At 64.0% G+C, this 23,502-nt stretch carries 11 protein-coding genes; 6 read left to right on the forward strand and 5 right to left on the reverse strand.

Translation table 11 applies throughout. The features are described from left to right. Positions 1-105: 105 nt before the first annotated feature. On the reverse strand, positions 106-1,029 hold the full coding sequence (locus tag H7A19_18525) for a PQQ-binding-like beta-propeller repeat protein (protein ID MCP5476829.1): 924 nt from the start codon (positions 1,027-1,029) through the stop codon (positions 106-108). 98 nt (positions 1,030-1,127) lie between these two features. Here H7A19_18525 and H7A19_18530 point away from each other — a divergent pair, with 98 nt between their 5' ends. From H7A19_18530 to H7A19_18540, 3 genes are all read left to right on the forward strand, one after another. Beyond that, a complete protein-coding gene (locus H7A19_18530) occupies positions 1,128-5,390 on the forward strand; it encodes a hypothetical protein (GenBank protein MCP5476830.1) in 4,263 nt (1,420 codons plus the stop codon). A 183-nt stretch (positions 5,391-5,573) separates the two neighbouring features. After that, positions 5,574-8,003: a tetratricopeptide repeat protein gene (locus tag H7A19_18535; GenBank protein ID MCP5476831.1), complete on the forward strand. Its 2,430-nt coding sequence runs from the start codon at positions 5,574-5,576 to the stop codon at positions 8,001-8,003. Positions 8,004-8,086: 83 nt separating this feature from the next. Continuing rightward, entirely contained in the window at positions 8,087-8,938 is an 852-nt protein-coding gene (locus H7A19_18540; protein ID MCP5476832.1) for a DUF4105 domain-containing protein, read from the forward strand. A 251-nt stretch (positions 8,939-9,189) separates the two neighbouring features. Here H7A19_18540 and H7A19_18545 read toward each other — a convergent pair whose 3' ends face one another. Then, complete coding sequence (locus tag H7A19_18545) at positions 9,190-9,798, reverse strand: class I SAM-dependent methyltransferase (GenBank protein MCP5476833.1); 609 nt, start codon at positions 9,796-9,798, stop codon at positions 9,190-9,192. A 412-nt stretch (positions 9,799-10,210) separates the two neighbouring features. Between H7A19_18545 and H7A19_18550 the strand changes: the two genes are divergently transcribed. The 3 genes from H7A19_18550 (at position 10,211) to H7A19_18560 (ending at position 15,334) form a co-directional block, all read left to right on the forward strand. Continuing rightward, a complete protein-coding gene (locus H7A19_18550; protein MCP5476834.1) occupies positions 10,211-12,709 on the forward strand; it encodes a pre-peptidase C-terminal domain-containing protein in 2,499 nt (832 codons plus the stop codon). Between the two features lie 217 nt (positions 12,710-12,926). Beyond that, positions 12,927-13,799: a class I SAM-dependent methyltransferase gene (locus H7A19_18555; GenBank protein MCP5476835.1), complete on the forward strand. Its 873-nt coding sequence runs from the start codon at positions 12,927-12,929 to the stop codon at positions 13,797-13,799. Between the two features lie 275 nt (positions 13,800-14,074). Continuing rightward, positions 14,075-15,334 (forward strand): 2OG-Fe(II) oxygenase, encoded by a 1,260-nt coding sequence (locus tag H7A19_18560; GenBank protein ID MCP5476836.1) that lies wholly within the window; start codon positions 14,075-14,077, stop codon positions 15,332-15,334. 61 nt (positions 15,335-15,395) lie between these two features. On the opposite strand, the gene H7A19_18565 is transcribed toward H7A19_18560, so the two are convergent. The 3 genes from H7A19_18565 to H7A19_18575 form a co-directional block, all read right to left on the reverse strand. Continuing rightward, the gene (locus H7A19_18565) at positions 15,396-18,824 is read right to left on the reverse strand and encodes a PD40 domain-containing protein (GenBank protein ID MCP5476837.1); all 3,429 of its coding nucleotides are present in this window, start codon (positions 18,822-18,824) and stop codon (positions 15,396-15,398) included. A 332-nt stretch (positions 18,825-19,156) separates the two neighbouring features. Next, positions 19,157-20,083, reverse strand: a complete 927-nt coding sequence (locus H7A19_18570) for a hypothetical protein (protein MCP5476838.1) — start codon at positions 20,081-20,083, stop codon at positions 19,157-19,159. After that, positions 20,052-23,384, reverse strand: coding sequence for a PD40 domain-containing protein (locus tag H7A19_18575; protein MCP5476839.1), 3,333 nt, complete (start codon positions 23,382-23,384; stop codon positions 20,052-20,054). The genes H7A19_18570 and H7A19_18575 overlap by 32 nt, the downstream gene beginning before the upstream one ends. Between the last annotated feature and the right edge of the window lie 118 nt (positions 23,385-23,502).

Below are 23,502 nucleotides of genomic sequence, written 5' to 3' on the forward strand. Positions count from 1 at the left end.
GCGTGCTTCAGCAACTTGCCCCCGGGGAATCCGGGCTCTTCTCCGCGTCCTCCGCGGCTCCGCGTGAGCCCGCGGCGAGAAGCGCCGCTGATTCCAATCCTCCCCTCAGGACGGATACGGCCCACGATATCGGGTGTCGCGAATCTCCCGAGTCCAGGCCACCTTGCCACTTGCAAGGTCCACGGCCACCAAGGTCGGCATTGAGATGCTGGACTTGCCGTCAGTGACCGAGATCCTGGGCGTGGTGACGTACAGCAGTCGTCCGTCGACCACATCGAAGGGCCGGTAGGAATACTCGCTGATGGTCTCGCCAATGCGTGCGCCCTGGGCATCACTGAGTTGCCAGCGATAGCGGCCGTCGTCGAGGCGCTCGCTCTGCAGGCGGTAGCCATCGCTGACTGAGCGGAAGGTTCGTGGCCCAGTGGCCGTGGGTTTGCCGATTTCCACGGCGGTATCCGCACTGGATTTCACGCTGGTTTCGTCGATCGGCGCCAGCTTGCCCTGATTCCAGTCGATGCTCAGGGCGCCGCGATGTTCCGTCGATGACACGTTCTTCTCGCCGCCCTTGGCGCCATCGATCTGCATCAATGCGCCCTGCGTCTGCTGGCGCCTGTGCAGCCAGCGCAGACCGTCGGCCTCGACCGTGAACTTGAACTGTTCGCCCATCCGCTCTTCCACCAGACCGCGTGCTGGTACAGGCAAGTCGACCGAAGCGCGTGATACCAGACTGCCATCGCCAGCCTTGAGCACGGCATAGCCGAGCTTGCCGCGTTCGGCCCCATCACGCATCACCAGCACGCGCTCGCCTTCCACGGCGATGGGCATGGCGCCATCGCGGCTGGTCCAGTCGGTCTGACCAGAGCTGATCGCCACCTGTTCCACGGCACTGTCAGGACTCATCAGCAGCACCCGTTGGGTGTTGCGATCGATCAGAACGCCGCTCTGCAAGGTGTTGGCGGCCTGGACCGGTGATCCCAGCATCGCAAGTGCAGCCAGCGCCGTGGCGATCAGCGAAGGATTAAGGTGCATTCAGAACTCCAGGAGCCATAGACATTAGACATTCGGTAACAGTTAGCATAGAAGGCTTCGATCCACAAAGCCAAGGGCAACACGTGAAGGGAATCACCATGACCCGATTGATCCACTCGCTGATGGCGGTATTGCTGATGGCATTGTCCGGCGCCACTTGGGCGCAACAGGCCAATGACCCCTTTGCGGCGGCGATCACGCTCAGCGGCAACGCCACCCAGAGCACGGGCAGCAATGTCGGTGCCACCTCGGAGCCGGGTGAGCCGGTGCATGCAGGGGTGGGCGGCGGCGCCTCGGTGTGGTGGCAATGGACCGCCAGCGCCAGTCTCGTGACCACCATCGATACCTTCGGCAGCAATTTCGATACCGTGCTGGCCGTCTACACCGGCAACACCGTCAATGCACTCACGACGATTGGCAGCAATGACGATGCCGGGAGTGGCCTGCAGAGTCAGGTGCGCTTCACCGCGGTGGCCGGCACCACTTACCGCATCGCCGTCGACGGCTTCGCCGCTGCCCGCGGCAACATTGTCCTGAACCTGCTGTCCGCCGATCCGGCACCGGTGCTGTCGTCCAATCCGGCCGGGGGCGCGACCGTGTCCCTGCCCGGCGGCGCGCTCGGCAGCACCAGCGTGCGCGTGGTCGATCTGATTGCCAGCGCTGGTTCCGGTGCCTCCTCGGTGGCACTGGCCTGCGTCAGTTCTGGCGACGTGCTGATCGGGCCCGCCGGCGCCACGCCGGGCGGCAACAGTTTCACCCAGACCGTCAATGCCGGCGCGCAGCCGCAGGATCTGGCGTTGGCGGCGGTGCTGACCGAGACCCTGCAGACGCTGCCCAACGCGGTGGTCTGCACGGCCACGCCCTCGGCAGGTCCCAGCTACACGCTGAGCTACACGGTACGCCGGCCGGCCGCGTTGGCAGCGAATTCGCCGCCGGTGATCAGCAGTATTCCGCCCTCCGGATCCACGCTGCATTTGCAGGCTGCCGCGCTCGGCGGTCTGGCGACCGGCAGCCTCGATTTGCGGCTGGAACCCGGGCTCGGGAGCGGCAGCGCGGCGGTGGCCTGCAGCGGCGATGCCGGTCTGCAGATTGCGGCCGCAGGCCAGCCACCTGCGCCTGGCCAATTCGCCCAGACGGTGCCGGCCAACGGGCCGGTGATCGATGTGAGTCTGGGGGCCCCGACCGTACAGACTCCCTACACACTGTCGCTGCTCTGCAGCGTGACCCCGAGCGTGGGCAATTCCTACGCGCTGATCTACACCGTCAGTGTTCCTGCTGGTCTGGTGCCGGGATCGCAGACCTGGGTGCCGATCGGCCCCGGGCCGGTCGCCGATGGTCAGAGCGAAGGCATCGTCGGGCCGCCGGCCAATGCGGTGTCGGGCGCCGTGCAGGTGGTGCTGCCGCATCCGGTCAATGCCGAGATTCTCTATGCGGGATCGGTCAACGGTGGCGTCTGGCGTACCGACAACGCCCAGGCGCCATCACCGAACTGGAGGCCGCTCACCGATCAGCAGGATTCGCTCAGCATCGGTGCGCTGGTGTTTGATGCCGGTGATCCGAACATCCTCGTGGCCGGCATCGGTCGATTCAGCAGTTTCGGTCGCGTGGGAGGCGCCACCACCGGACTACTGCGCAGCAGTGACGGCGGCAGCAGCTGGAGTCCGCTGGCGTCGAGCATGCGCGGACGCAACATCAGCGGACTGGCGGTCAACGGCAGCGTCATCGTGGCCGCCAGCAATGGCTCAGCCAACGGATTGTGCACGGATCGCGGACTGTTCCGCAGTACCGATGGCGGTGCCAGCTTTGTACAGATCGGTGCGGCGCAGGGATTTGCGCCCGGTCTGGTCACGGCCTTGACCAGCGATCAGAGCGCCCCGCAAACGCTGTACGCACACCTGGACGGTGCCAACGACTGTCAGGCGCAGGCCAGCGCCAACGGCATCTATCGGAGCAGCGACGGCGGCGCCAGCTGGCAGAAGGTCAGCAGCCCCGAGATGAACACCCTGATGGCCAGCAGTGGCAAGGTCGTCCGTGTTCAGGCCATCGGTGGCCGCGTGGCGGTGGGAATTTCCGACGGCCAGCTTCGCGGTGTGTTTTACAGCACCGACGCCGGTGCCAGCTGGACCTTGATCGGTTTCCCGCAAACCTTTGAAGACGGCGATGCCATCGGCATCCATCCCGGCGGTCAGGGGCGATTGCACTTCTCGCTGGCGCTGGATCGCAGCAACCCGAATCTGATCTACATCGGCGGTGATCGCCAGCCGGGCGATTTCCCCAACAGCCTGGGCGCCAATGACTTCAGCGGTCGCTTGTTCCGGGGGGATGGCACGGCGCCGGGCGGCAACTGGATGTCGATCACCCACAGCGGCACCGCCAACAACAGCGCGCCGCACGCCGATTCTCGCAGTCTGGCGATGGATGCAGCCGGACGGTTGATCGAAGGCGACGACGGCGGTGTCTACGCGCGCCTGCAGCCGGGCAGCGCCGCCGGCAGCTGGATCTCGCTCAACGGCGATCTGCAGGTGACTGAGCAACACAACGTGGCCTTCGATCGAATCGCAGGTGTTGCCCTGTCCGGCAACCAGGACAATGGCAGCATGCGCCAGCTGGGCAGCACTCTGCGCGACTGGGTGGTCATCTCCGGCGGCGATGGCGGCGATGTCGCCGTCGATGCCCTGCAAGCGGCCGAATCGGGCGCTGCCATCAGCTATGCCAGTTCGCAATTCCTGGGCGGATTCAGCCGCCGCGAGTATTCCGCCGCCAATGCCGCGCTGACCCTGAGCTTCCCGGAGCTCATCGGCACCGACGGCAGCACCGGCCCCGAAGGCCAGTTCGTGACTCCGATCGCGAGCAACCGGATCGTGGGCAATCGTCTGGTCATCGGCGGCTCCGACGGACTGTATGAGTCTTTCGATTCCGGCGACACCGTCGCCCGCATTGCCGACGGCCTGCGTGCACGCTCCCCACTGGGTGCCAATTCCATCGCCTACGGCGCCGAGGGCAATGCCGATGTGCTCTATGTCGCCGGCTGTAACGGCAGCTGCACCGAAGGCAATGACGATGGCTTGTTTGTGCGCACCGCACTTGGCGCAGCGCTGGTGCTGTCGCGGGCCAATGTCGGCCAGCAGGAAGCGCTGGCGGTGACCGTGGACCGCGGCAATCCGGCGCAGGCCTTCGCCTTGCTGTTCGATCCGATGCTGCCTGGCGTGTTGTTGCGCACCACCAACACCGGCGCCAGCTGGGAAGACATCACCGGCGACCTGCCGGCGAGCACTGTCGACCTCCACAGTCTGCGCCACATCGAAACGCCGGCCGGAGATGCATTGGTCGTCGGCACCAATACCGGTGTCTACATTGCCGCCGAGTCTCAGGGCTATCGCAGCTGGACCCGTCTGGGCGAGGGCTTGCCCAAGGCGCTGGTCTCTGACCTCGACTACGATCCGGTGCGCAACCTGCTGATCGCCGGCACCATGGGTCGCGGTTCGCACAAGCTGTCGCTGCCGAGGCTGAAGGCCAACCCGGGCTGGAGCGGCGTCTGGTACGACCCGGCCTTCGATGGCCAGGGTTTCCAGTTCGACGTGATTCCCGAGTCGGAAACCCTGGTGGTGGCCTGGTACACCCACACCCCCGATGCGCTGCCACGCACTCGCAGCAACCTGACCTGGTTCACCGGTGCCGGCGTGCTCGCCAATGGCGTCGCCAATGTCAGTGTGGTGCGCAGTCGCGGCACCTTCGACGCCCCGACCAACTTCCTCGAACAGGCCGGCAATCTGCGGGTGCGCTTCGTCGACTGCCGCCATGCCGTGCTCGAATACGATCTCAATGTCGGCGGCAACATCCTCCAGGGCAGCACCAGTCTGCAGCGCCTGAGTTCGGATGCCGTGTGCGAGTCCTACCGCACCCTGGGCGATGCGGCGATCACCACCCTGGCGCCGCCCGCCGCGGCCAACCGCTTCCAGTACGGGATGACCGGCACCTGGTACAACCCGGTCACCGACGGCCAGGGCATGTTGCTGGAGTACTACCCGCAGGAGCAGTTGTTGCTGGCCGGCTGGTACACCTACGACTTCACCGACACCAGCCCGCAAGGCGCACAACCGCCGCTGTGGATGACTGCACTTGGCCCGGTGAACGGCAACAGCGCCACCCTGCAGGTCACCCTGACTCGCGGCGGCGGCTTCGTGGCACCCACACCGGTCACTTCCACCAACATCGGCACACTGACCATCAACGCCACCGATTGCACTCACGTGACGGCCAGCTACTCGCTGACCATCGACGGCCAGCTGCGCACCGGGCAGTTTCCGATGCAGCGGTTGACCTCGTCGGCGCTTTGCCGGCAACCGTTGGCGGCGCCTTGACGGCACGCCCGCGGCAGGGACGACACCTGCCGCGGGTCCAGCTGCAGTCCGGCATCGGCGATGTTCCGAGCTGCGCCGGCGTGTAGTCAGTTCACCCACCTGCCGCTATCGTCGCTCGCCATGAGTTGACCCGGCCAGACGTCGGCCTTGTCACACCCCATCCGCTCCGGCTCGCATAGGTCCATGAAATCTCAAACTCCGGATGAATTAGTCCATCGCGCCGCAACGCTGCATCAGTCGGGTCAGCTTCGACAGGCGGAGGAACTCTATGCCAGCGTTCTGGAAACCGATCCTGCCAATGCGGTAGCTCTTCACAATCTTGGCGTGATCGACATGCAGACCGGGCGGGGTCTGGAACAGGCGCTGCCGAAGTTCAAGGCCGCCTGGCGGGCAGATCCCTCGCACCAGCAGCATTGGGTCAGCCTGCTTCGAGCGCTGGTGCAATCCGGTGACACCGAGGAGGCTCGCCGCGTCCAGGAGGAAGGCAGCAAGCGTGGTCTGCGCGGACCGGACCTGGACATGTTGCGGCCCAAGCTTGCCGCGCCCCAGGTGGCTGCTGCTGCACCGCCCAGCGGGCCTGCCAGCCTTGCCGCCGACGACGTCAAAGCCTGGCGACAGCAGTTCGATCAGCTGATGGCAGCGGGCCAGAAGATTGCGGCGGAGGCATTGGCGCGAGGCTTGGGTCAGCGCCATCCCTCACTGGCCGAAGCCTGGTCTGCGCTCGCCTCTGCTCTGCGCGCACAGGGCCGCGGCAGCGAAGCGCTGGAGGCGCTGAAGAAGTCAGCGGCACTGGCACCGAAGGATTTCGGTATCCGCTTTGCGCTGGCCAGTTTTCTGGCCGAACTTGGGCTCTGGTCTGAGGCAGCCATCCGCTATCGCGAGGCGCTCGAACTGGCGCCGGGTTCGGTACCGGCGCACAAGGGACTGGTCGAGGCACTGCTCAAGACCTACGGCTTCGATGAAGCCCAGCGGCTTTGCACGGCAGCCTTGAGCGACCACCCCGGTGATATTGATTGGCACCTGCTGCTGGCAGAGGCGCAGGAGGGGCAGTTGCAGCTGGCAGCCGCAAGGCAGACGCTGAGCGCCGCGTGGCGACTGGCGCCCGGTGCTGCGGATGTCTACCAGCGCCTCGGCCGAGTGCTGCTGGCTCTGGAAGATCACGAAGGCATGATCGCGCTGACCCGCGAAATGCTGGAGGTCAAGCCTGGCCAAAGCCAGGCGCACACGGATCTTGGTCGCGTCCTGCTCGCGGCCGGTCGCCTGGATGAGGCCGCCCTCGCGTTTCAGTCCGCCCTGGAACGGGATCCCGCTGATCTGCGCGCGCGGGAAAGCTGGCTGTTCTGCGTCAATTACCTCGACCAGATGACGCCGGAGCAGACGCTGGCCGAGGCGCGCGCCTATGGACGTGAGCTGTCCCGCCAGGCGCAGCCTTTCAGCCACTGGGAACGGACGGTGACTGCCTCCAGACTGCGGATAGGCCTGGTTTCCGGGGATCTGCGCGAGCACCCGGTGGCTTATTTTCTGGAGGGCCTGCTGGCCCACCTCGACCCGCAGCGCATCGAGGTTCATGTCTATTCGACCACCCGTCACACAGATACCCTGACGGCGCGCCTGCAGTCCCGGGTGGCCAGCTGGCAGCTGCTTGTGGGCTTGAATACCGAGCAAGCGGCGGAACGGATCCACCGCGACGGTATCCATATCCTGGTCGACCTGTCGGGGCATTCGGCGCTCAATGCCCTGCCGATCTTTGCCTGGCGGCCGGCCCCGGTTCAGGCCAGTTGGCTGGGCTATTTTGCAACCACTGGCGTGCGCGAGATCGACTACTTCATCGCTGATCGCGTCAGTGTCCCGGAAACTGCGCGTGCCGCGTTTACCGAGTCGATCTGGTATCTGCCGGAAACCCGTCTTTGCTTCACGGCACCCGATGACGCACCTGAGGTCTCGGCGCTGCCAGCCCTGGGCAAGGGCTACATCACCTTTGGCTGCTTTCAGACACTGCGCAAGATCAATGCCGACGTCCTCCGGGCCTGGTCGCGCATTCTCGCCAGCTCCCCTGCGGAATCGCGTTTGCGTCTGCAGTGCCCGGAACTGGGAAATGCCGGGGCACGAATCCGGATGGGGGATCAACTGGAACGCGCCGGAATCGATCTCAAACGCGTGGATCTGCACGGACCGGAGCCGCGCGCCAGCTACCTGGCCAGCTATTCTGAGGTCGATCTGATTCTGGATACCTTTCCCTTTCCCGGCGGCACGACCACCTGCGAGGCGCTGTGGATGGGTGTGCCCACGATTACGCTATCGGGTGAGCGCCTGATCGCTCGCCAGGGTGAGGCGCTGCTGGCGGCGGCGAAGCTGGAAGGCTGGGTGGCACGCTCAGAAGATGCCTATGTCGGGCTCGCTCTGGAAAAGGCGGCAGATCCTCAGGCGCTTGCCCAGTTGCGCAAAGAACTTCGCCAGCATCTGCGTTCAACACCGCTCTTTGATGCAGCGGCCTTCGCCGAGCAGATGCAAACAGCGTTTGAGGGCATGTGGCGCAAGCACCGTGGCGGAGCACCCGATCGGCGCCCGAGCAAGCCCAGCTTTCGACCCGGCAGCGCCCGGAAGCGTCGATAGGGATCACCAGTCCGATCCTTTTGTCACTGGCCCTTCTCCTGCGTCGGCTATCGCGCCCAACCCCGATGCTAAGATGCGGCCCGATGAATGCACACAGCCCCCGCCGTTTTCGCTGGCCCAGCCTCGCTCTCGGACTCCTGGCGATCCTGGCACTGGTCTGGTTGGCGCTGCTGTTGTGGGTGCAGCCCTCCAATCAGCGCGACTGGTCGCCCGATCAGGCGCAGCTGGCCACGGCCGTGATCGACGGCGACTCGTTGACCATCCGCAATGTGCGCAACGCCCGTTACCATTCGACCAGCCAGTACGTGGTGTTCTGGGAACAGCGCCACTACGATCTCAAGCGGCTGGACTCGGTGTGGTTTGTGGTCGAACCCTTCACTGACTGGCGCGGGCCGGCGCACACCTTTCTCAGCTTCGGATTCGACGACGGCCAGTATCTGGCGATCTCGGTGGAGATCCGCAAGGAGCTGGGCGAGTCCTTCTCGCCCTGGTTGGGGCTGCTGCGCCAGTACGAGCTGACCTACATTGTCGGCGACGAGCGTGATCTGATCGGCCTGCGCGCCATCCATCGGCGTGACCCGGTCTATCTGTATCCGATGCGGGCCAGCGCCGCCCACCGGCGCGCGCTGCTGCTGGACATGCTCGAGCGCGCCAACGCGCTGGCCGCGCAGCCCGAGTTCTACAACACCCTGACCAGTACCTGCACCAGCAACATCGTCGATCACATCGAGAAGATCGCGCCCGGCAGCATGCCCTTCAGCCTGAAGACCCTGCTGCCCGCCTACGCCGACGACCTGGCCTTCGACCTCGGCCTGATCGACACCACACTGCCCCGCGAGCAATACCGGCAGGCCTACCGCATTGACGATCTGGCCGTCGCCCATGGAGATGGCGAAGGGTTCTCGGCCGCGATCCGGGCACGGAACGGCAAATAGTCCCGCCAGACGAGCGCGTTGCTCTGACTGGACGCACGGCGGCGCGGGTGGATCGTGTTAGCCCGCATTTCTCACACCTGTTGCGGAAGATCGGGCAGGGCATTGCACCGAGGGCCGCAAAGCGGGCTGATGCAGGCGTACACCCTGCGATTGCCGCAAGCGATGAATCGAACGCACGCCACAAAGAATTCGGGGCATCTGCACGCGCAGGTGTGAGATATGCGGGCCAGGACATCCGGGCACTCGCTGGCTCAGCGGCGCGCGACGACAAAGGGCTGAAAACTCCCGAGATAGCCGAAATCCGGCGCCCAGCAGGTGATGATCTCGGCGTGCGCAAAGCCTGCCATGCGCAGTTCGTCGAGCAGGTCCCAGCCAAACTCCTGGAAGCACAGCACCCCATCGGCATTCATGGGGTCACCGTGGTAGACCGGCGGTAGCAGGTGCTCGATGTCGCCGTTGGCATTCACACGTGCCCGGACCACCGTGTCCCAAGCCTCGAACATGAACGGAGCAGTCAGCAGCAGCAAACCTCCAGACTTCAGCACCCGGGCAAATTCACGCAAGGCTGCCCGGTAATCAGGCACGTGCTCCAGCACATCGTAGGTCTGGATCATCGACAGACTGGCATCGGCCATGGACAAGGCAGTTGCGTCCTCGTGCCGTATGTGGCGTGATTGAGCCTCGTAGACCTGTCCCGGCTCGGCATCGGGTGAAACAAATTCACTGCCTATCAGGCTGGGTACGTTCGCCTGCAGCCAGTCGAACATGGGTGTGGTCTGCTCGGTCACATACACCGGGCCCTCGCAGCGCACCGGCTCCAGGATGCGCGACAGGTGCACGCTGGCGCGCCAGCGATTCATCAGCCCGCAATTCGGACAGACCAGGCTTTCTCGCCAATTCGGAATCTCATCCTCATTGATCGCGAATGTGAACGCCGACTCGCGCCTGCAGGCGGCGCAGTAGCCCGCAACGACCGGGGTCTTGCAATTCTGTAGCAGCTGCGTCTGAAATGCCTGTTGGCCGCGCCACTCCTCGCCCAATTGCGGCGCCGCTGCCTTGACAGCCTGATGCGTGGACCAGCGTTTGAAGCCGTGGGGAAGTTCCAGAAGCATGCTGACGGCCGTGTGAGAGACGGGCCGCGATGATGCGGGCATAGGCCCGGCGGCGGCAATCGTCGCGCTCTGTGACGGTTCAGGCCACTGCGATGGCGCTGGAGTACACTCGATCCAGGACAGCGCCCATCCAAACCCTTTCCATTTCGGGAGATATGCCATGAGGGCAGCAAGACCAGGCCAGGCATTGCGGATCGCCTTGAGCATCCTGTTGATGGTGGCCAGCGCAAGTGCAATGGCCATCGAACCCATCGAAGTCCGCGGCGAGCCCGCTCCGATTTCCGAGAAGTCGGCGGCTGCCTTTGATTTGCGCATGCCCGATTATCCCACTGCGGCCTCCAGCCGTTTTGAGTGGCCGCCCCTGGCGGCCGAGCGCGCGCAGGCGGTGCGCGAGTACAACTCCCGCGAGGGCAGCAAGCGCCTGCAGATCGGCGTGGAACGCAGCCTCAAGGAAGAAAGTCACCAGAACGGCAGTCCGGCGCTGGAATGGCGGGCCCTGGCTGATGGCGCCCACGTTGCCCGACTGACCGTGCATTCGCCCGGGGCTGCAGCGCTGCGGGTGGGATTGAGCACCCACCGATTGCCGGCTGGGGCTGAATTGCGCTTCTTCTCCGAAGCGCAGTCCCAGAGTGTGGTGCCGGCAGTCAGCCCGGCCGAGGTCGATCGCGCTGACGCTGAGCTGTACTGGACGCCGGTCACCGAGGGCGACACCCAGCTGATCGAAATCTACCTGCCGGCAGCGGTCAATCCGGCCTTGGTGCAGCTGGTCGTGGACCGGGTCTCGCACATGCTGGCATCTCCCTACGGCCCGCTGGACGGGCTCAAGATCGGTGAATCGGATCCCTGCGAGATCGACGCCAACTGCGTGACCAATCCGTCGACGGCCTACATCAATGCCAAGAACTCGGTGGCGCGGATGAGTTTTCAGGTCGGCGGCAGCGCCTTTGTCTGTACCGGTACCCTGCTCAACGACACCGTTTCCGGCAGCTTCATCCCCTATTTCTTCTCCGCCAATCACTGCATCAGCACCCAGGCGGCGGCCAGCACGCTGACCACCTTCTGGTTCGAGGAAAGCACCAGCTGTGGTTCGGGCATCGCCAGCGCACGCACTCAGGTCAGCGGTGGCGCACAGTTGCTCTACAACAACGCCAACACCGACATCCTGTTGCTGCGACTGAACAATCCGGCGCCTTCCGGGGCGTTTTTCGCCGGTTGGAGTTCGACCACCGTGACCGCGGCAACCAATGTGCTGGTGCTCCATCACCCGGCGGGTGACGTCAAGAAGGTCTCGCAGGGCCAGATCACGGGTTTTGGCACCTTCAATGGAGCCGGCGATTTCATCAAGGCCGGCTACACGGCCGGCACTACCGAGGGTGGCAGCAGCGGTTCCGGGCTGCTCACCTTCAATGGCAGCGAGTATCAGGTGCGCGGAGGACTGTTCGGTGGCAGCGCCTCGTGCAGCAATACCGGCAACATCAACAATCCGGGCAACAGCGACGCCTATTCGCGCTTCGATACCGCCTTCCCCTTCCTGATGCCCTTCCTGGCGCCCAGCGGCGGCGGCACGACCCAGGCGCTGCAGAACGGTGTGCCGGTGAGCGGATTATCCGGTGCCACCGGTGCCGCGCTGGCCTTCACCGTGGCCATTCCGGCCGGTGCACAGAATCTGGTGATCACCACCGCCGGTGGCAGCGGCGATCCGGACCTGTACGTGCGTTTTGGCTCGCCGCCGACAACGAGCACCTTCGACTGTCGTTCCTTTGCCAATGGCCCGGCCGAGCAGTGCACCTTTGCCACCCCCAGCGCCGGCACCTATCACGTGCTGATCTCGGGCTTCAGCGCCTTCTCCGGACTGACCCTGACCGCCAGCTGGCAGACCGGCGGCGGTGGAGGTGGCGGCGGTGGAGTCGATGAGCCCTCGTTCACCGGTTTTGCGCTCCCGGTACCGGCAAATTTCCCGAACTGTCCAGCGGGGTATTTCGTCGCCACAGTCACGGATGGGCCGGGCGCCGGATTGACGCCGGGCATATTCGGGATGGAGCTGTTGCTGAATCCGCCAGGTACGCAACGGTTGGAAGGTGGCCTCAATTTTGGCGGACTGGTGGATGGCAGCCAGGTCGCATTTGCGGGATTCAACTTCCAGAATGCTGCCAACGAGCCACAGCGCTTGAACCTTTCCGTGACGGGTGCACCCTCATCAAACCGGGCAGGTTCACTGCCCGTGCGCATCAAGGTGATTCGCCAGCCGGCGGCCAACGTCAATGAGCTGGTTCTTGAAACCACGGCTTCCCTGACCCTTGCGACGCCGTTCACGCGCAGCATCGAGCTGACGCCCGCCTACTACGTGGTCACGGTCGCACCAGAGGGAGCAGCCAGCGTGCCCGGAGGCGCCGCTGACGGCGAAGTCTATGTTTCGGCGACCACGCAGTTCGTGAACCGGGCGGGCGGCGGCTTCTTTGCCGGCGCCGTCGTCGGTGGCTACCACGCAGCACATCCCTTCGGCGGCGTGTCCGGCTTTGCCGCGATCTGTCTCAGTGATCCGCACTCCAGCACGGCCAGAGTACTGTCGGCTCCGAGCTATGGAGCAACCGGCGCCAGAGACCTTCGTCTGCAGCTCTTCGATGCTCAGAATCAGCTCATTCTGAGCGTCCCGAACTGAGCTGTCATCGGACCGTCGGCTCTGATGCCCGCGAGGCGTGGCGTCAGGGCCTGGGTCCGGCAGTTGGACGCGGCGCGCGGGCCTCACGTGGCCATGTCAGCTGCCGATGGCGGGTGTTTTCCCCGATCAGCAGCAATCGGATGGGCGGGCATTATGCAATGCCCGGAATGACCCCTCATACTCCGCGATCGACTAATCGAACTCCCAGAGCGTTGGTATGACCCGAAAAATGCTGTCACTTCAGGGCGTTGGGACGCCGCATCCCAATGGTCACTTCTATTCACCGGTATGCGATCCCGTCGATCTCGAGGCACGTCGAGCCGAGATCTGGCCGGAGCAGCCACGAGCCTGCCTGGGAATAGACTTCGACGACGAATCGCACCTCAAGGTGCTGCAGGAATGGTTTCCTCGCTTCATTGCAGATTACGACTATCCGGAGCATGGCCCGGAGGACAGCGAACTGGAGTTCTACTACACCCAGAACTCGCAATTCAGCTGGTTGGATTCGCGCGTGCTGTTTGTGATCATGCGGGCGCTGGAGCCCCGGCGTGTCATCGAGGTGGGTTCGGGCTACTCGTCACTGCTGATGGCGGACATCAATCGCCGCTTCCTTGAAGGAGCCGCCGAGATCCGGTGCGTGGAGCCCTATCCGCGCGCTTTTCTGAAACGCGGCGTGCCGGGGTTGTCGGACGTGATTGTCGAGCGAGTACAGGCGGTACCGCTTGCAGTATTCGAGGCGCTCGGTGAGAACGACATCCTGTTCATAGATTCGTCGCACGTGGGCAAGACAGGAAGTGATGTCAACTATCTGTTCTTTGAAGTACTTCCTCGGTTGCAGCCGGGAGTCATGGTCCATGTCCACGATATCTTCCTGCCCGCGGATTATCTGCAGGAATGGGCGATCGATGAAAATCGAAGCTGGAACGAACAGTACCTTCTGCGTGCCTTGTTGATGCACTCCTCCGCTTTCAAGCCTGTATTTGGCAGCTACTATGCTTGGCTCGTGCATCAATCGGCGGTGATTTCTGCGCTTTCACTTGAGGGTGGTGCCGGCTTCGGCGGTGGCAGCTTCTGGTTCCGGCGCTGTTAGCGTTTCCCTCGCGAGCGCCGTTTCGAGACCACCTGCACGTACCTGGACAGTCACCGCCGATTGTGGCTACAGCGATTGCCTGGCCATGCCTCTGGGTAACCGCGACGAAGTCTGCGCAGGCTTCGCGTTGGCGAGATTCTAGATCACTCGCGATCTCGAATCTCAGACGCATTCGGCAACGCCTGCCTTTGCGACGGCTGAAACGCCATTGCCTTTTTGACGCTGCAGTTGGATGAGCCTCGACTATACTTTTGACTGCGCCAACGGATACCTCCATGAACATCCTGCACCCCGAACTGACGGACGCCTTGCCGCGTCTGGCCGACGAATTCGCTTCTGCGCAGCCTTTCCGCCATGTGCTGATCGACGACTTCCTCGATCCGGCCTTGGCAGCGCAATTGCTGGCCGACTTTCCGGGCTTCGAAGAGCGCTATGCGCGCAACGAGAGCGGGCAGGTCGGCGGCAAGGCGGTGCGGATGGACATGCGTGATGTGTCGGCGGCCTATGCCGAGCTGGACCGCTTTCTGCAGACCCCCGAGTTCCTGCAGACGATTTCGCGCATCACGGGCATCCCGGACTTGCTGTACGACCCCGACTATGTGGGCGGCGGCACGCACGAGAACGTGCACGGTCAGGGGCTCGACGCGCATATCGATTTCAACTACCTGCCCAAGACCCATTGGCATCGTCGGCTCAACCTGATCGTCTATCTCAATCACGAGTGGCATCAGGAATGGGGCGGTTGTCTTGATCTGCACCGGGATCCCTGGAGCCCGGAGACTGATGAGGTCAAGACGGTGTTGCCGCTGTTCAACAGGTGCGTGATTTTCGAGACCAATGAGATCTCCTGGCACGGATTCAGCGCGATTACCCTGCCCGAGGACAGGCGCACGCTCTCGCGCAAGTCGGTTGCCATCTATCTCTATACCAAGGACCGGCCAGCGGCGGAAACCGCGCCTTCTCACGCGACCATCTACGTGCCAGCGGGACTGCCCAAGGATCTGCTGCCAGGTCAGTTATTGAATGAGCCCCAGTGGCTGGATCTGCGCCGGCGATTTGCCCAACTGCGAGGGCAGCTGAAGTTCCTGTACCAGCGCGAGCTCAAGTTCAGCCGAGACTACGATGAAGTGGTGACAGCGCTGCACGAAGCCAGGGCCAGTAATGGACTGCCCTTGCAGGGCTTTGTCCTGCGGGATGGTGCCAGCAGCGGGCACTGGCCCGATGGTTGGGTGGGATCACAGCTGCAATTTGGCTTCAGGACGACGCGCAAGGCGCGCCAGCTGAAACTGGATCTTTGGGCGCCCAACCAGCTGGCGACAGCCCAGAAGCTCAGTATTGATATCGATGGCCGCGGCTACACCTTGGCCTTGCAACCCGGTCAGCGCACCCCGATCCAGCATGTCGGGAACTGGGGGGCAGACGAAGCGTGCCGGGTCAGCATCCGGGCATCACAGACTTGGCAACCCTCCAGCAACGGCCAATCGCCAGACAGCCGCGAACTGGCCTACAAGTTGATCGAGGCGGTGGTCGAATAGCCCAGCGGTTCCTCATGGAAGCAGCGCCGGATCGCGAGGACGCCGCGATCCGGCAGGCTGTTCAGGGGATTGAGATCAGCGTCTGACCCTGGAAGTCCAGCAGGCGCAGTCGCAAGTCTCTGGCACCCGATGCGCCGTAAGTCGGAGCCGACAGTACTCTCGCCGTGCTGGAGTGCTGATCGCCAAGGCAGATCGCGGCGAAACCGGACACGCCGCCGAAGGGATGTGCCGCGTGGTAGCCGCCGACGACGGCGCCGGCAAAGAAGCCGCCGCCGGGGCGGTCGACGAACTGCGTGGTCGCGGATACAAAGACTTCGCCGTCAGCGGCGCCTCCAGGCACGCTGGCTGCTCCCTCCGGCGCGACCGTCACCACGTAATAGGCAGGCGTCAACTCGAGACTGCGCGTGAACGGCGTCGCCAGGTTCAGCGACGCTGTGGTTTCGAGGATCAGCTCATTGACATTGGCTGCCGGCTGACGGATCACCTTGATACGCACAGGCAACGAGCCTGCCTGATTTGATGCGGGCGCACCGGTCATCGACAGGTTCAGGCGTTGGGGCTCGTTGGCGGCATTCTGGAAGTTGAAACCTGCAAAGGCGACCTGGCTGCCATCCACCAGCCCACCGAAATTGAGGCCACCTTCCAGCCGCTGCGTACCCGGTGGGTTCAGCAACAGCTCCAGCCCGAAGATTCCCGGCGTCAGACCGGCGCCCGGGCCATCATCAATGGCTGCGACGAAATAGCCCCCAGGACAGTTCGGGAATGCGGCTCCCGCGAAGGGCAGCGGAAAACCCTCGAAGCCCGGCTCATCCCTCGGTGCGTTGGTGGTCAGGCCGGCGGTGAAGATGTCGGTGGCGTTGTTGTTGTCTCCAGGCGACAGATTGGTCGCGCCCGAACCGAACACGATGGTGCTGCCGTCGCCGGAGACCACCGGCACCGTGCTCGGGCCATTGGGTTCCTGGCCGGTGGAGCTGCTGTTCTGGCGGATCACATCGCCGGTCAACAAGGACTTGATCATGACGTCGCTGGCGCTGTTGTTGTCGGCGTCGGCCAGATTGGTGGCGTCGGTCTCGAAGGTCACGAACAGCCCGTCGTCGGTGATCGTGGCATTTCGGCTGGCGCCATTGGCCTGCACGCCGGTCTTGGACACCGACACGCGCTCCAGCGACACCACGGCATTGTTGGCAATCTCGAAGCGGTAGATGTCGCTGAGTCCGTTGGTATCGCCGCTGATGAGATTGGTGGCCAGCGACTGGAACACGCCGAAGCGACCGTCCGGTGTGATCTTGACGTTGGTGCTGTCGCCGTTGCCGAGTTCGCCGCTGCTGAGATTGCGGCTGAGATAGAAGCGGCTCTGACCAAAGCCGCCACCGCGCATCATCGTGGCCTGTTGGATCGTGCCGGCCTTGACCCCTCTGGGCAGCGTGGATTGCTGCACGGTCGCCAGCACCAGATTGGTGGCGGTGACGCTGTCCAGACGCGCGCCCAGACCGCCAACGGAGGAATCCGTCGCCATGCGCCAGCGGAAGCGCAGCTGGCTGCCGGTGGCAATGGCGGCATTGCCCGGATGGGACAGGGTCACCGGCACGAAGCCGCCGGAATTGCCGGTCCAGGCATTGCGTCCGGCGATCGGGCTGAAGAAGTTCTGCGAGATCACGCCGGTGTAGCCATTACTGGTGAATGTGCCTCCCAGAGCGGTGACATCCATATAGCTGCCACCGTTGACCGAGACTTCCAGGACCACGCCGTCGAAGGTGCTTTCGACATTGAAGTAGAGCTGGAAGCTGAGCGTGAACGGCACCGCCGTCACCCGAAGCGGCGGCCCGATCAGCAGCTTGTCGGTGATCGTGTCTTCCTCGTCCACGACCACGCTGTTGGGCGGACTGTTGGCCGCCGGCGTTCCGCTGCTGGTGCTTTGCCAGCGCACGCCGTTGCCCGGGAAGGGGCTGCTGGCACTCCAGTTCACCGGCAGCGCCGGCGCGGTGACGCCGTCGAAGTTCTCGCTGAATCCGCCGGGATTCGGGCTGCTGCCGGGCACGATGTTGGTCGCCAGCGTCGAGAACACGATGGTCTGGCCGTCCGCCGAGGCCGAGGGCGCAAAGCTGGGGCCGTCGGCAGGCTCGTCGTTCGGGCCGCGCGAGATCAGGATGACGGCCTCGGTATTCAGATCCTTGACGAAGATATCCTGGGTGTTGCCATTGCCGTCACTGCCGCTGAGCAGATTGGTGGCTTGCGAGTTGAAGAACACCAGCTTGCCGTCACCCGGCGCCGCAGAGCGCCCCGACGGACCGTTGCCCGGCGTACCGCTGGCACTGGCGCTGATCCGACGCCCCAGGCCATCGACCGAGGCGTAGACCTGACCTGATGAGCCGGTAAAGGCCACGGTGGTGGCATTGGGCGACACCGAGGGCTCGTTGAAGGACTCCTGCGCACCCGAGTTCAGGGCTTCTGCCACCGCGCTGACACGGGTGGTGGTGCCGGCCATGCGGTCGCGCAGGAATACGTCCTTGCGACCGTTGCTATCGCCGCTGACCAGATTGCCGGCGTCGGAATTGAAGATCACCTTGGAGCCGTTGCGCGACAGGATCGGGCTGCCGCTGCCCGCATCCGGGAAACCACCGGATACCGAGACCACGGCCAGCGAGGGTTGCTGGATTCTCGGTGGCGGCAAGACCACGCCGGCCGGGCAGGCGAGCGTCCAGCGGCGGACGATGGGCTGGCCGCCGACACCGCGTCTCTCCTGGCAATCGAGCATCGCGTTGACGGCCACCGATTGCGGCACGCAGTTCGGCAGGTTGATCACGCCTGGCGAAGGCGAGGCATTGGCGATCACGCTGATGGCCGGGTTGAAGCTGGTGGTGGGGAAGGCCGCGCCGCCGCCACTGATGGTGCAAGCCGTCAGCGTGGTGGTGGCCACCGGTCCGGAGCCGGAGCCGCCGCCGCCATTGCTGACGGCGATGGGCGCGGCGGTACCGGTCGACGTGTAGGGAATGGTCAGGCCGGAGGCCGGATTGAAGGCCAGCGCTGGCGCGGATCCGCCGATCGAGCAGCCGCTGATCCGGCCCGGGAAAAAGGGGTCGATTTGAATGAGATTGCCGCCGCCGCGATTGTCGCCGACCAGAATCGCGACACCCGGCGCCGCGGCTCCAACGCCGCCCGGGTACTCTGCAAAGATGGAAAACACCCGAGTCTGGCCGACCGGCGCGCTGAAGGCCTGGCCAAACTTCTCCTGCATGTCATCGTAGATGGTGAACCAGATCAGGTCGAGGCCATTGCCGTCGTTGATGCGCCCGGTAAAGGTCAATGTGGCGCTGTACCTGACGCCCCCACAGTCGTCCTCGGAACTCATGACATTGCTCAGGAAGGCAGCACTGGTCCCGTCCGGCATGCCCGCGGCTGGCGAATTGGATGCGGGGTGGTTGCCACCCGCCCAGGTCGGGGCGGTGACCAGCATCAGCGACGACAACGCGATAACCAGGATTCTGTTCATGACCGGCACCTCAAAGGTTCTGATCCGGGCCAGGGCCCGGAAGGCAGCAGTCCTGACTCAAGCGCTGAGCGCGGACGTCTGCAGCGTAGTGGCGCACTTGCGAGTATGGATCTGCGAGGCGCCTCCCGGAATCAGAAGGGCACCACAAATTGGCTCGGGGCGCAAGCAATGGATGCCTGCTGTATGGTTCAAGCAAACGCAATCGGAAGCCGTCGAGGGACGTGGCGCTGCCCAGGCAATTGGCATGCACCCGGACTGGACTTCGATATCCGCTGACGCGCCGTGCCGTCCGCATCCGAGCCCGTAGCCCTCATCCAGCGCTGGATCGTCCCCTACTGCGGCACCGTGATCACCGCTTGATCGGTGTAGTCAAGCAATCGCAGACGCAAGTCGCGCGCGCCAGTCGATCCGTAGGTAGGGGCTGACAGCACCCTGGCCGTCGCCGAGTGTTGCGTGCCCAGACAAAACGCGCCGTACCCGGATACGCCACCGAAGGGATGCGCGGCGTGGTAACCGCCGACGACGGCGCCAGCGAAGAAGCCGCCACCGGGCCGATCGACGAACTGCGTGGTTGCGGAAACATAGACTTCTCCGTCAGCGGCGCCTCCGGGTACGCTGGCGGCCCCTTCCGGTGCCACCGTCACCACATAGTAGGCGGGAGTCAGTTCGATGCTGCGCGTGAACTGCGTGGCGATGGTCAGGGATGCGGTGATATCAAGGACCACTTCATTGACGTTGGGTGCCGGCTGGCGGATCAGCTTGATACGCACGGGCAGTGAGGCTTCCCGGTTGGATGAGGGCGCGCCGATCATGGTCAGATCCAGACGCTGCGGTTCGCTGGCGGCATTCTGGAAGTTGAATCCCGCGAACGCGACCTGAGAGCCATCCACCAGACCACCGAAATTGAGGCCACCCTCCAGACGCTGGGTGCCCGGAAGGTCCAGCAACAGTTCCAGCCCAAAGATGCCTGGCGTCAAGCCTGCGCCTGGGCCATCGTCGACGACCGCGACAAAGTAGCCGCCCGGACAATTGGGAAAGGAAGGGCCGGCGGGCGGCAAGGAGAAACCGGTGAAGCCGGGTTCGTCGAGCGGACTGCTGGCACCGGGCACAACCGGGGCACGTATCTCGACGGAAAACACGTCCGCCACGCCGTTGGTGTCGTTCGGCGCGAGGTTGCTGGCACTGGAGGTGTACGTGACGGTTGCGCCGTCCGGCGAGATCGCCGGTTCACGACTGGCCCCATTTGGGTTCCATGCCATCAATGGTGGGTGCTAGCCGCACGATGTCGCCGGTCAGCAGTGATTTCACCACGACATCACTGACATTGTTGGCATCGCCATCGACCAGATTGGTGGCGTCGGTTTCGAAGGCAATCGACTGGCCGTCATCGGAAACGCTTGGACGCCGACTGCCGCCGTTGCCAAAGCCGAGCGCCGAGGTTGACACCGGAATCAAGGACACAACCGTATCGCCGTCCAGCTCAAAGCGGAATATGTCGCTGGCATGGTTGGTATCGCCTTCGACCAGGTTGTCAGCCAGAGATTCAAAGACTCCGAAGCGCCCGTCAGGCGTCAACTGCACGTTGATGCTGTCGCCATTACCCAATTCACCGGATGCGAGGTTCTTGCTGATGAAAAGGCGGGAGGGCGCAGATCCTTCGCCGCGAATCATCGCCACCTGTTGGAACATCGCCGTCCTGACGTTGTGGGGCATCTGCTGTGCGTCCGGGACGATGTTGCTCGCCAGCGTGGAAAATACGATCGTGTCACCATCGGCAGAGGCCCAGGGCCCCGTGCTCGCGCCATTGGCGGGTTCGCCGTTGGCTCCCGAAGTGATCAGGCGGACGACATCCGATTCGAGATCCTTCACGAAGATATCCGGCACCGAACCATTGCCATCCGCGACAGGCCCGAGGTTGGTGGCTTGTGATTCGAAAAAGGCCAGATGGCCCCTGCCTGGAAGTTGAACGCTGCCGGATGGACCATTGCCGACAACGCCATTGACGCTGCTGCTGAGCACGCGCCCCTGGCCATTGACCGCGGCATAGACCTGACCCGACGACCCAGAGAAAGCGATTCGGGCGCCGTCATCGGAAATTGCCGGATCGTAGAAATCTTCTGACGCACCACCATTGATTGCCTCAGCCGTGGCGCTGATGCGCACGGTCGTGCGCGCAGCCGGGTCGCGCAGGAAGACATCACGGCGGTTGTTCGGGTCGGCAGCGAGGTTGTTGGCGTCAGAGACAAAGACGATCTTGCTGGCATTGCGTGAGGCCACGCTCTGTCCGCTGTAGGCATTCGCCAGCGTTGCCGTCGTCGACGTACTCTGCAGCAAGGGTGTCCCGGTAGCGTAGCCCGGATTGACGTCACCCAATTGCGCGGCTCTGCGCCAGCCCCAGCACTTGATCTCGCCGCCGGCAACCACAGCGCAGGTGTGATTACCGCCGGCTGCCAGCGCAACTGCGCCGCTGATGCCGAGCACACTAACCGCGGTCAGGCTGCGGTTCTTGCTGCCATCGCCGAGTTGACCCAAATGGTTATCACCCCAGCATTTGACCGCACCGTTGGAGACCACGGCACAGGTGTGGTTGACTCCCGCCGCTACCAAGGTAGCGCCGCTCACACCGAGCACGTCGACTGCCGTTGGGCTGCCAGAATAGATGCTGCCATCGCCCAGTTGACCTTGCGTATTGCTACCCCAGCATTTGACGTTTCCGGCTGCGAGCACGGCGCAACTGTGCTTCCAGCCGGCCGCCAATGCCGTTACGCCGTTGACGTCCGTCACAGCAACCGCTGTCATGCTGTCTGCAAAGCCGCCAGTTCCGAGTTGTCCGTCACTGTTTCCGCCCCAACACTTGACCGCTCCGCCTGCGAACGCAGCACAGGTGTGATACGCACCCGCTGCCACCGCGCTTGCGCCGCTGATGCCGGTTGCCGGCACCGCCGTCGAACTGTTGGTGGTGCTGCCTGTTCCCAGCTGCCCGAATTGGTTGGAGCCCCAACACTCGACCGCGCCGTCGGCAGTCAAGGCGCAGGTGTGATAGACGCCCGCACTGATACCGGTGGCGCCAGTGACGCCGATGGCCTGCACCGGCATCCAGCTGTTGCTGGTGCTGCCATTGCCGAGTTCACCAAGGACATTTCTTCCCCAGCACCAAACCGCGCCTCCCTCGATCACGGCACAGGTATGGACCCAGCCGGCCGCCAGTGCGATGGTGTTATGGATGCCAGCAACATCCACTGCTGTTGGGCTGTTGCTCACGCTGCCGATACCAAGCTGGCCGAAATCATTTGCTCCCCAGCATTTGATCGCCCCGTTCGTTGCGATAGCGCAGGTGTGAGCGACACCTGCAGCCACCGCGCTGGCGCCAATCACGCCACTGACATTCACCGGCGTGTTGCTGATCTCCGTCAGACCGGTTCCAAGTTGTCCCGATGAGTTCGCGCCCCAGCACGGCAGGGCACCGCCAACGACCATGGCGCAGGTGTGAGAAGCGCCCGCCGCGAGCGAGATTGCACCTCGGACCCCACGCACACTCACAGCTGTCGCGCTCGGCACGCTGGTGCCATCACCGAGTTGCCCCAAACTGTTGGCGCCCCAGCATCTGATCGCTCCGTCTGCCACCAGCGCGCAAGTGTGAGAATAACCCGCGCTCAGCGCGGTAGCGCCACCGACGCCGACAGCGGGCATCGCCAACGCGTGGTTGTTGGTGCTGCCATCACCGAGCTGTCCGTCCGCGTTCAAGCCCCAACACTTGACGGCGCCGCCTGAAAGCGCGGCACAGGTGTGATAGCTGCCCGCTGCCACCGCTGTGGCCCCGCTAATGCCGGTTGCTGGCACTGCTGTTGTGCTGCTGTTGGTGCTGCCGTTGCCGAGCTGCCCGTACCGGTTGGAGCCCCAGCAATGGACCGCGCCGTCGGCAACCACCGCGCAGGTGTGATAGCTACCCGCCACCAACGCGATAGCACCGCTGACGTCGGCTACGTCCACGGCCACGCTGCTGCTGCTGGTGTTGCCATTGCCAAGCGCGCCATCAAAGTTCTTGCCCCAGCACTTCAACGCGCCGTTCTGGACGATCGCGCAGGCATGAGAGTTGCCCGCAGCCAGTGCAGTAGCCCCATCGACGTCACCCACGTCCACAGCCAAACTGCTGCCAGTGGTGCTGCCATTGCCGAGTTCGCCGTAGGTATTCGAGCCCCAGCACTTCACTGCGCCACCGCTGATGATTGCGCAAGTGAACGTGAAGCCAGCTGCCAGAGCGTTGGCGCCGCTGACGCCGGTCACTGCGACGGGCGCTGCGCTGTCGATGATGCTTCCATTGCCAAGTTGCCCGTACTGATTCGAGCCCCAGCACATGACCACACCCCCCGTCCCAATGGCGCAGGTGTGATGTCCCCCCGTCACCACGGCAGCTGCGCCAGCCACGAAGGCCTTGGCCTGCGAATCTGACTCCCTTGCCTTCGCGCTGGCGGCCGAGGCAAAGACCAGCGCCAAAAGCAGCACCCAGCGCAGGATCGACGCATGCACTGGAATCAGGTTTGAGCTACGACAGGCGTTCATGACAACCTTTGAGATGATGCGCGGGGTGAAGGAGTAGGCGCGGCGGATCAGGCAATGCCTTGCCCGTCGACTGGGCCGCGTAGTATGGCAGGTGCATGGTATTTTACAATTCGTGCAA

This window comes from Rhodanobacteraceae bacterium (genome assembly GCA_024234055.1).
In the GTDB taxonomy this organism is placed as follows: Bacteria; Pseudomonadota; Gammaproteobacteria; order Xanthomonadales; family SZUA-5; genus JADKFD01.

Bases quoted from the DNA above. Each gene is read 5' to 3' on its own strand.
- H7A19_18525 (MCP5476829.1), bottom strand. From the start codon at position 1,029: ATGCACCTTAATCCTTCGCTGATCGCCACGGCGCTGGCTGCACTTGCG.
- H7A19_18530 (MCP5476830.1), top strand. From the start codon at position 1,128: ATGACCCGATTGATCCACTCGCTGATGGCGGTATTGCTGATGGCATTG.
- H7A19_18535 (MCP5476831.1), top strand. From the start codon at position 5,574: ATGAAATCTCAAACTCCGGATGAATTAGTCCATCGCGCCGCAACGCTG.
- H7A19_18540 (MCP5476832.1), top strand. From the start codon at position 8,087: ATGAATGCACACAGCCCCCGCCGTTTTCGCTGGCCCAGCCTCGCTCTC.
- H7A19_18545 (MCP5476833.1), bottom strand. From the start codon at position 9,798: ATGAATCGCTGGCGCGCCAGCGTGCACCTGTCGCGCATCCTGGAGCCG.
- H7A19_18550 (MCP5476834.1), top strand. From the start codon at position 10,211: ATGAGGGCAGCAAGACCAGGCCAGGCATTGCGGATCGCCTTGAGCATC.
- H7A19_18555 (MCP5476835.1), top strand. From the start codon at position 12,927: ATGACCCGAAAAATGCTGTCACTTCAGGGCGTTGGGACGCCGCATCCC.
- H7A19_18560 (MCP5476836.1), top strand. From the start codon at position 14,075: ATGAACATCCTGCACCCCGAACTGACGGACGCCTTGCCGCGTCTGGCC.
- H7A19_18565 (MCP5476837.1), bottom strand. From the start codon at position 18,824: ATGAACAGAATCCTGGTTATCGCGTTGTCGTCGCTGATGCTGGTCACC.
- H7A19_18570 (MCP5476838.1), bottom strand. From the start codon at position 20,083: ATGGCATGGAACCCAAATGGGGCCAGTCGTGAACCGGCGATCTCGCCG.
- H7A19_18575 (MCP5476839.1), bottom strand. From the start codon at position 23,384: ATGAACGCCTGTCGTAGCTCAAACCTGATTCCAGTGCATGCGTCGATC.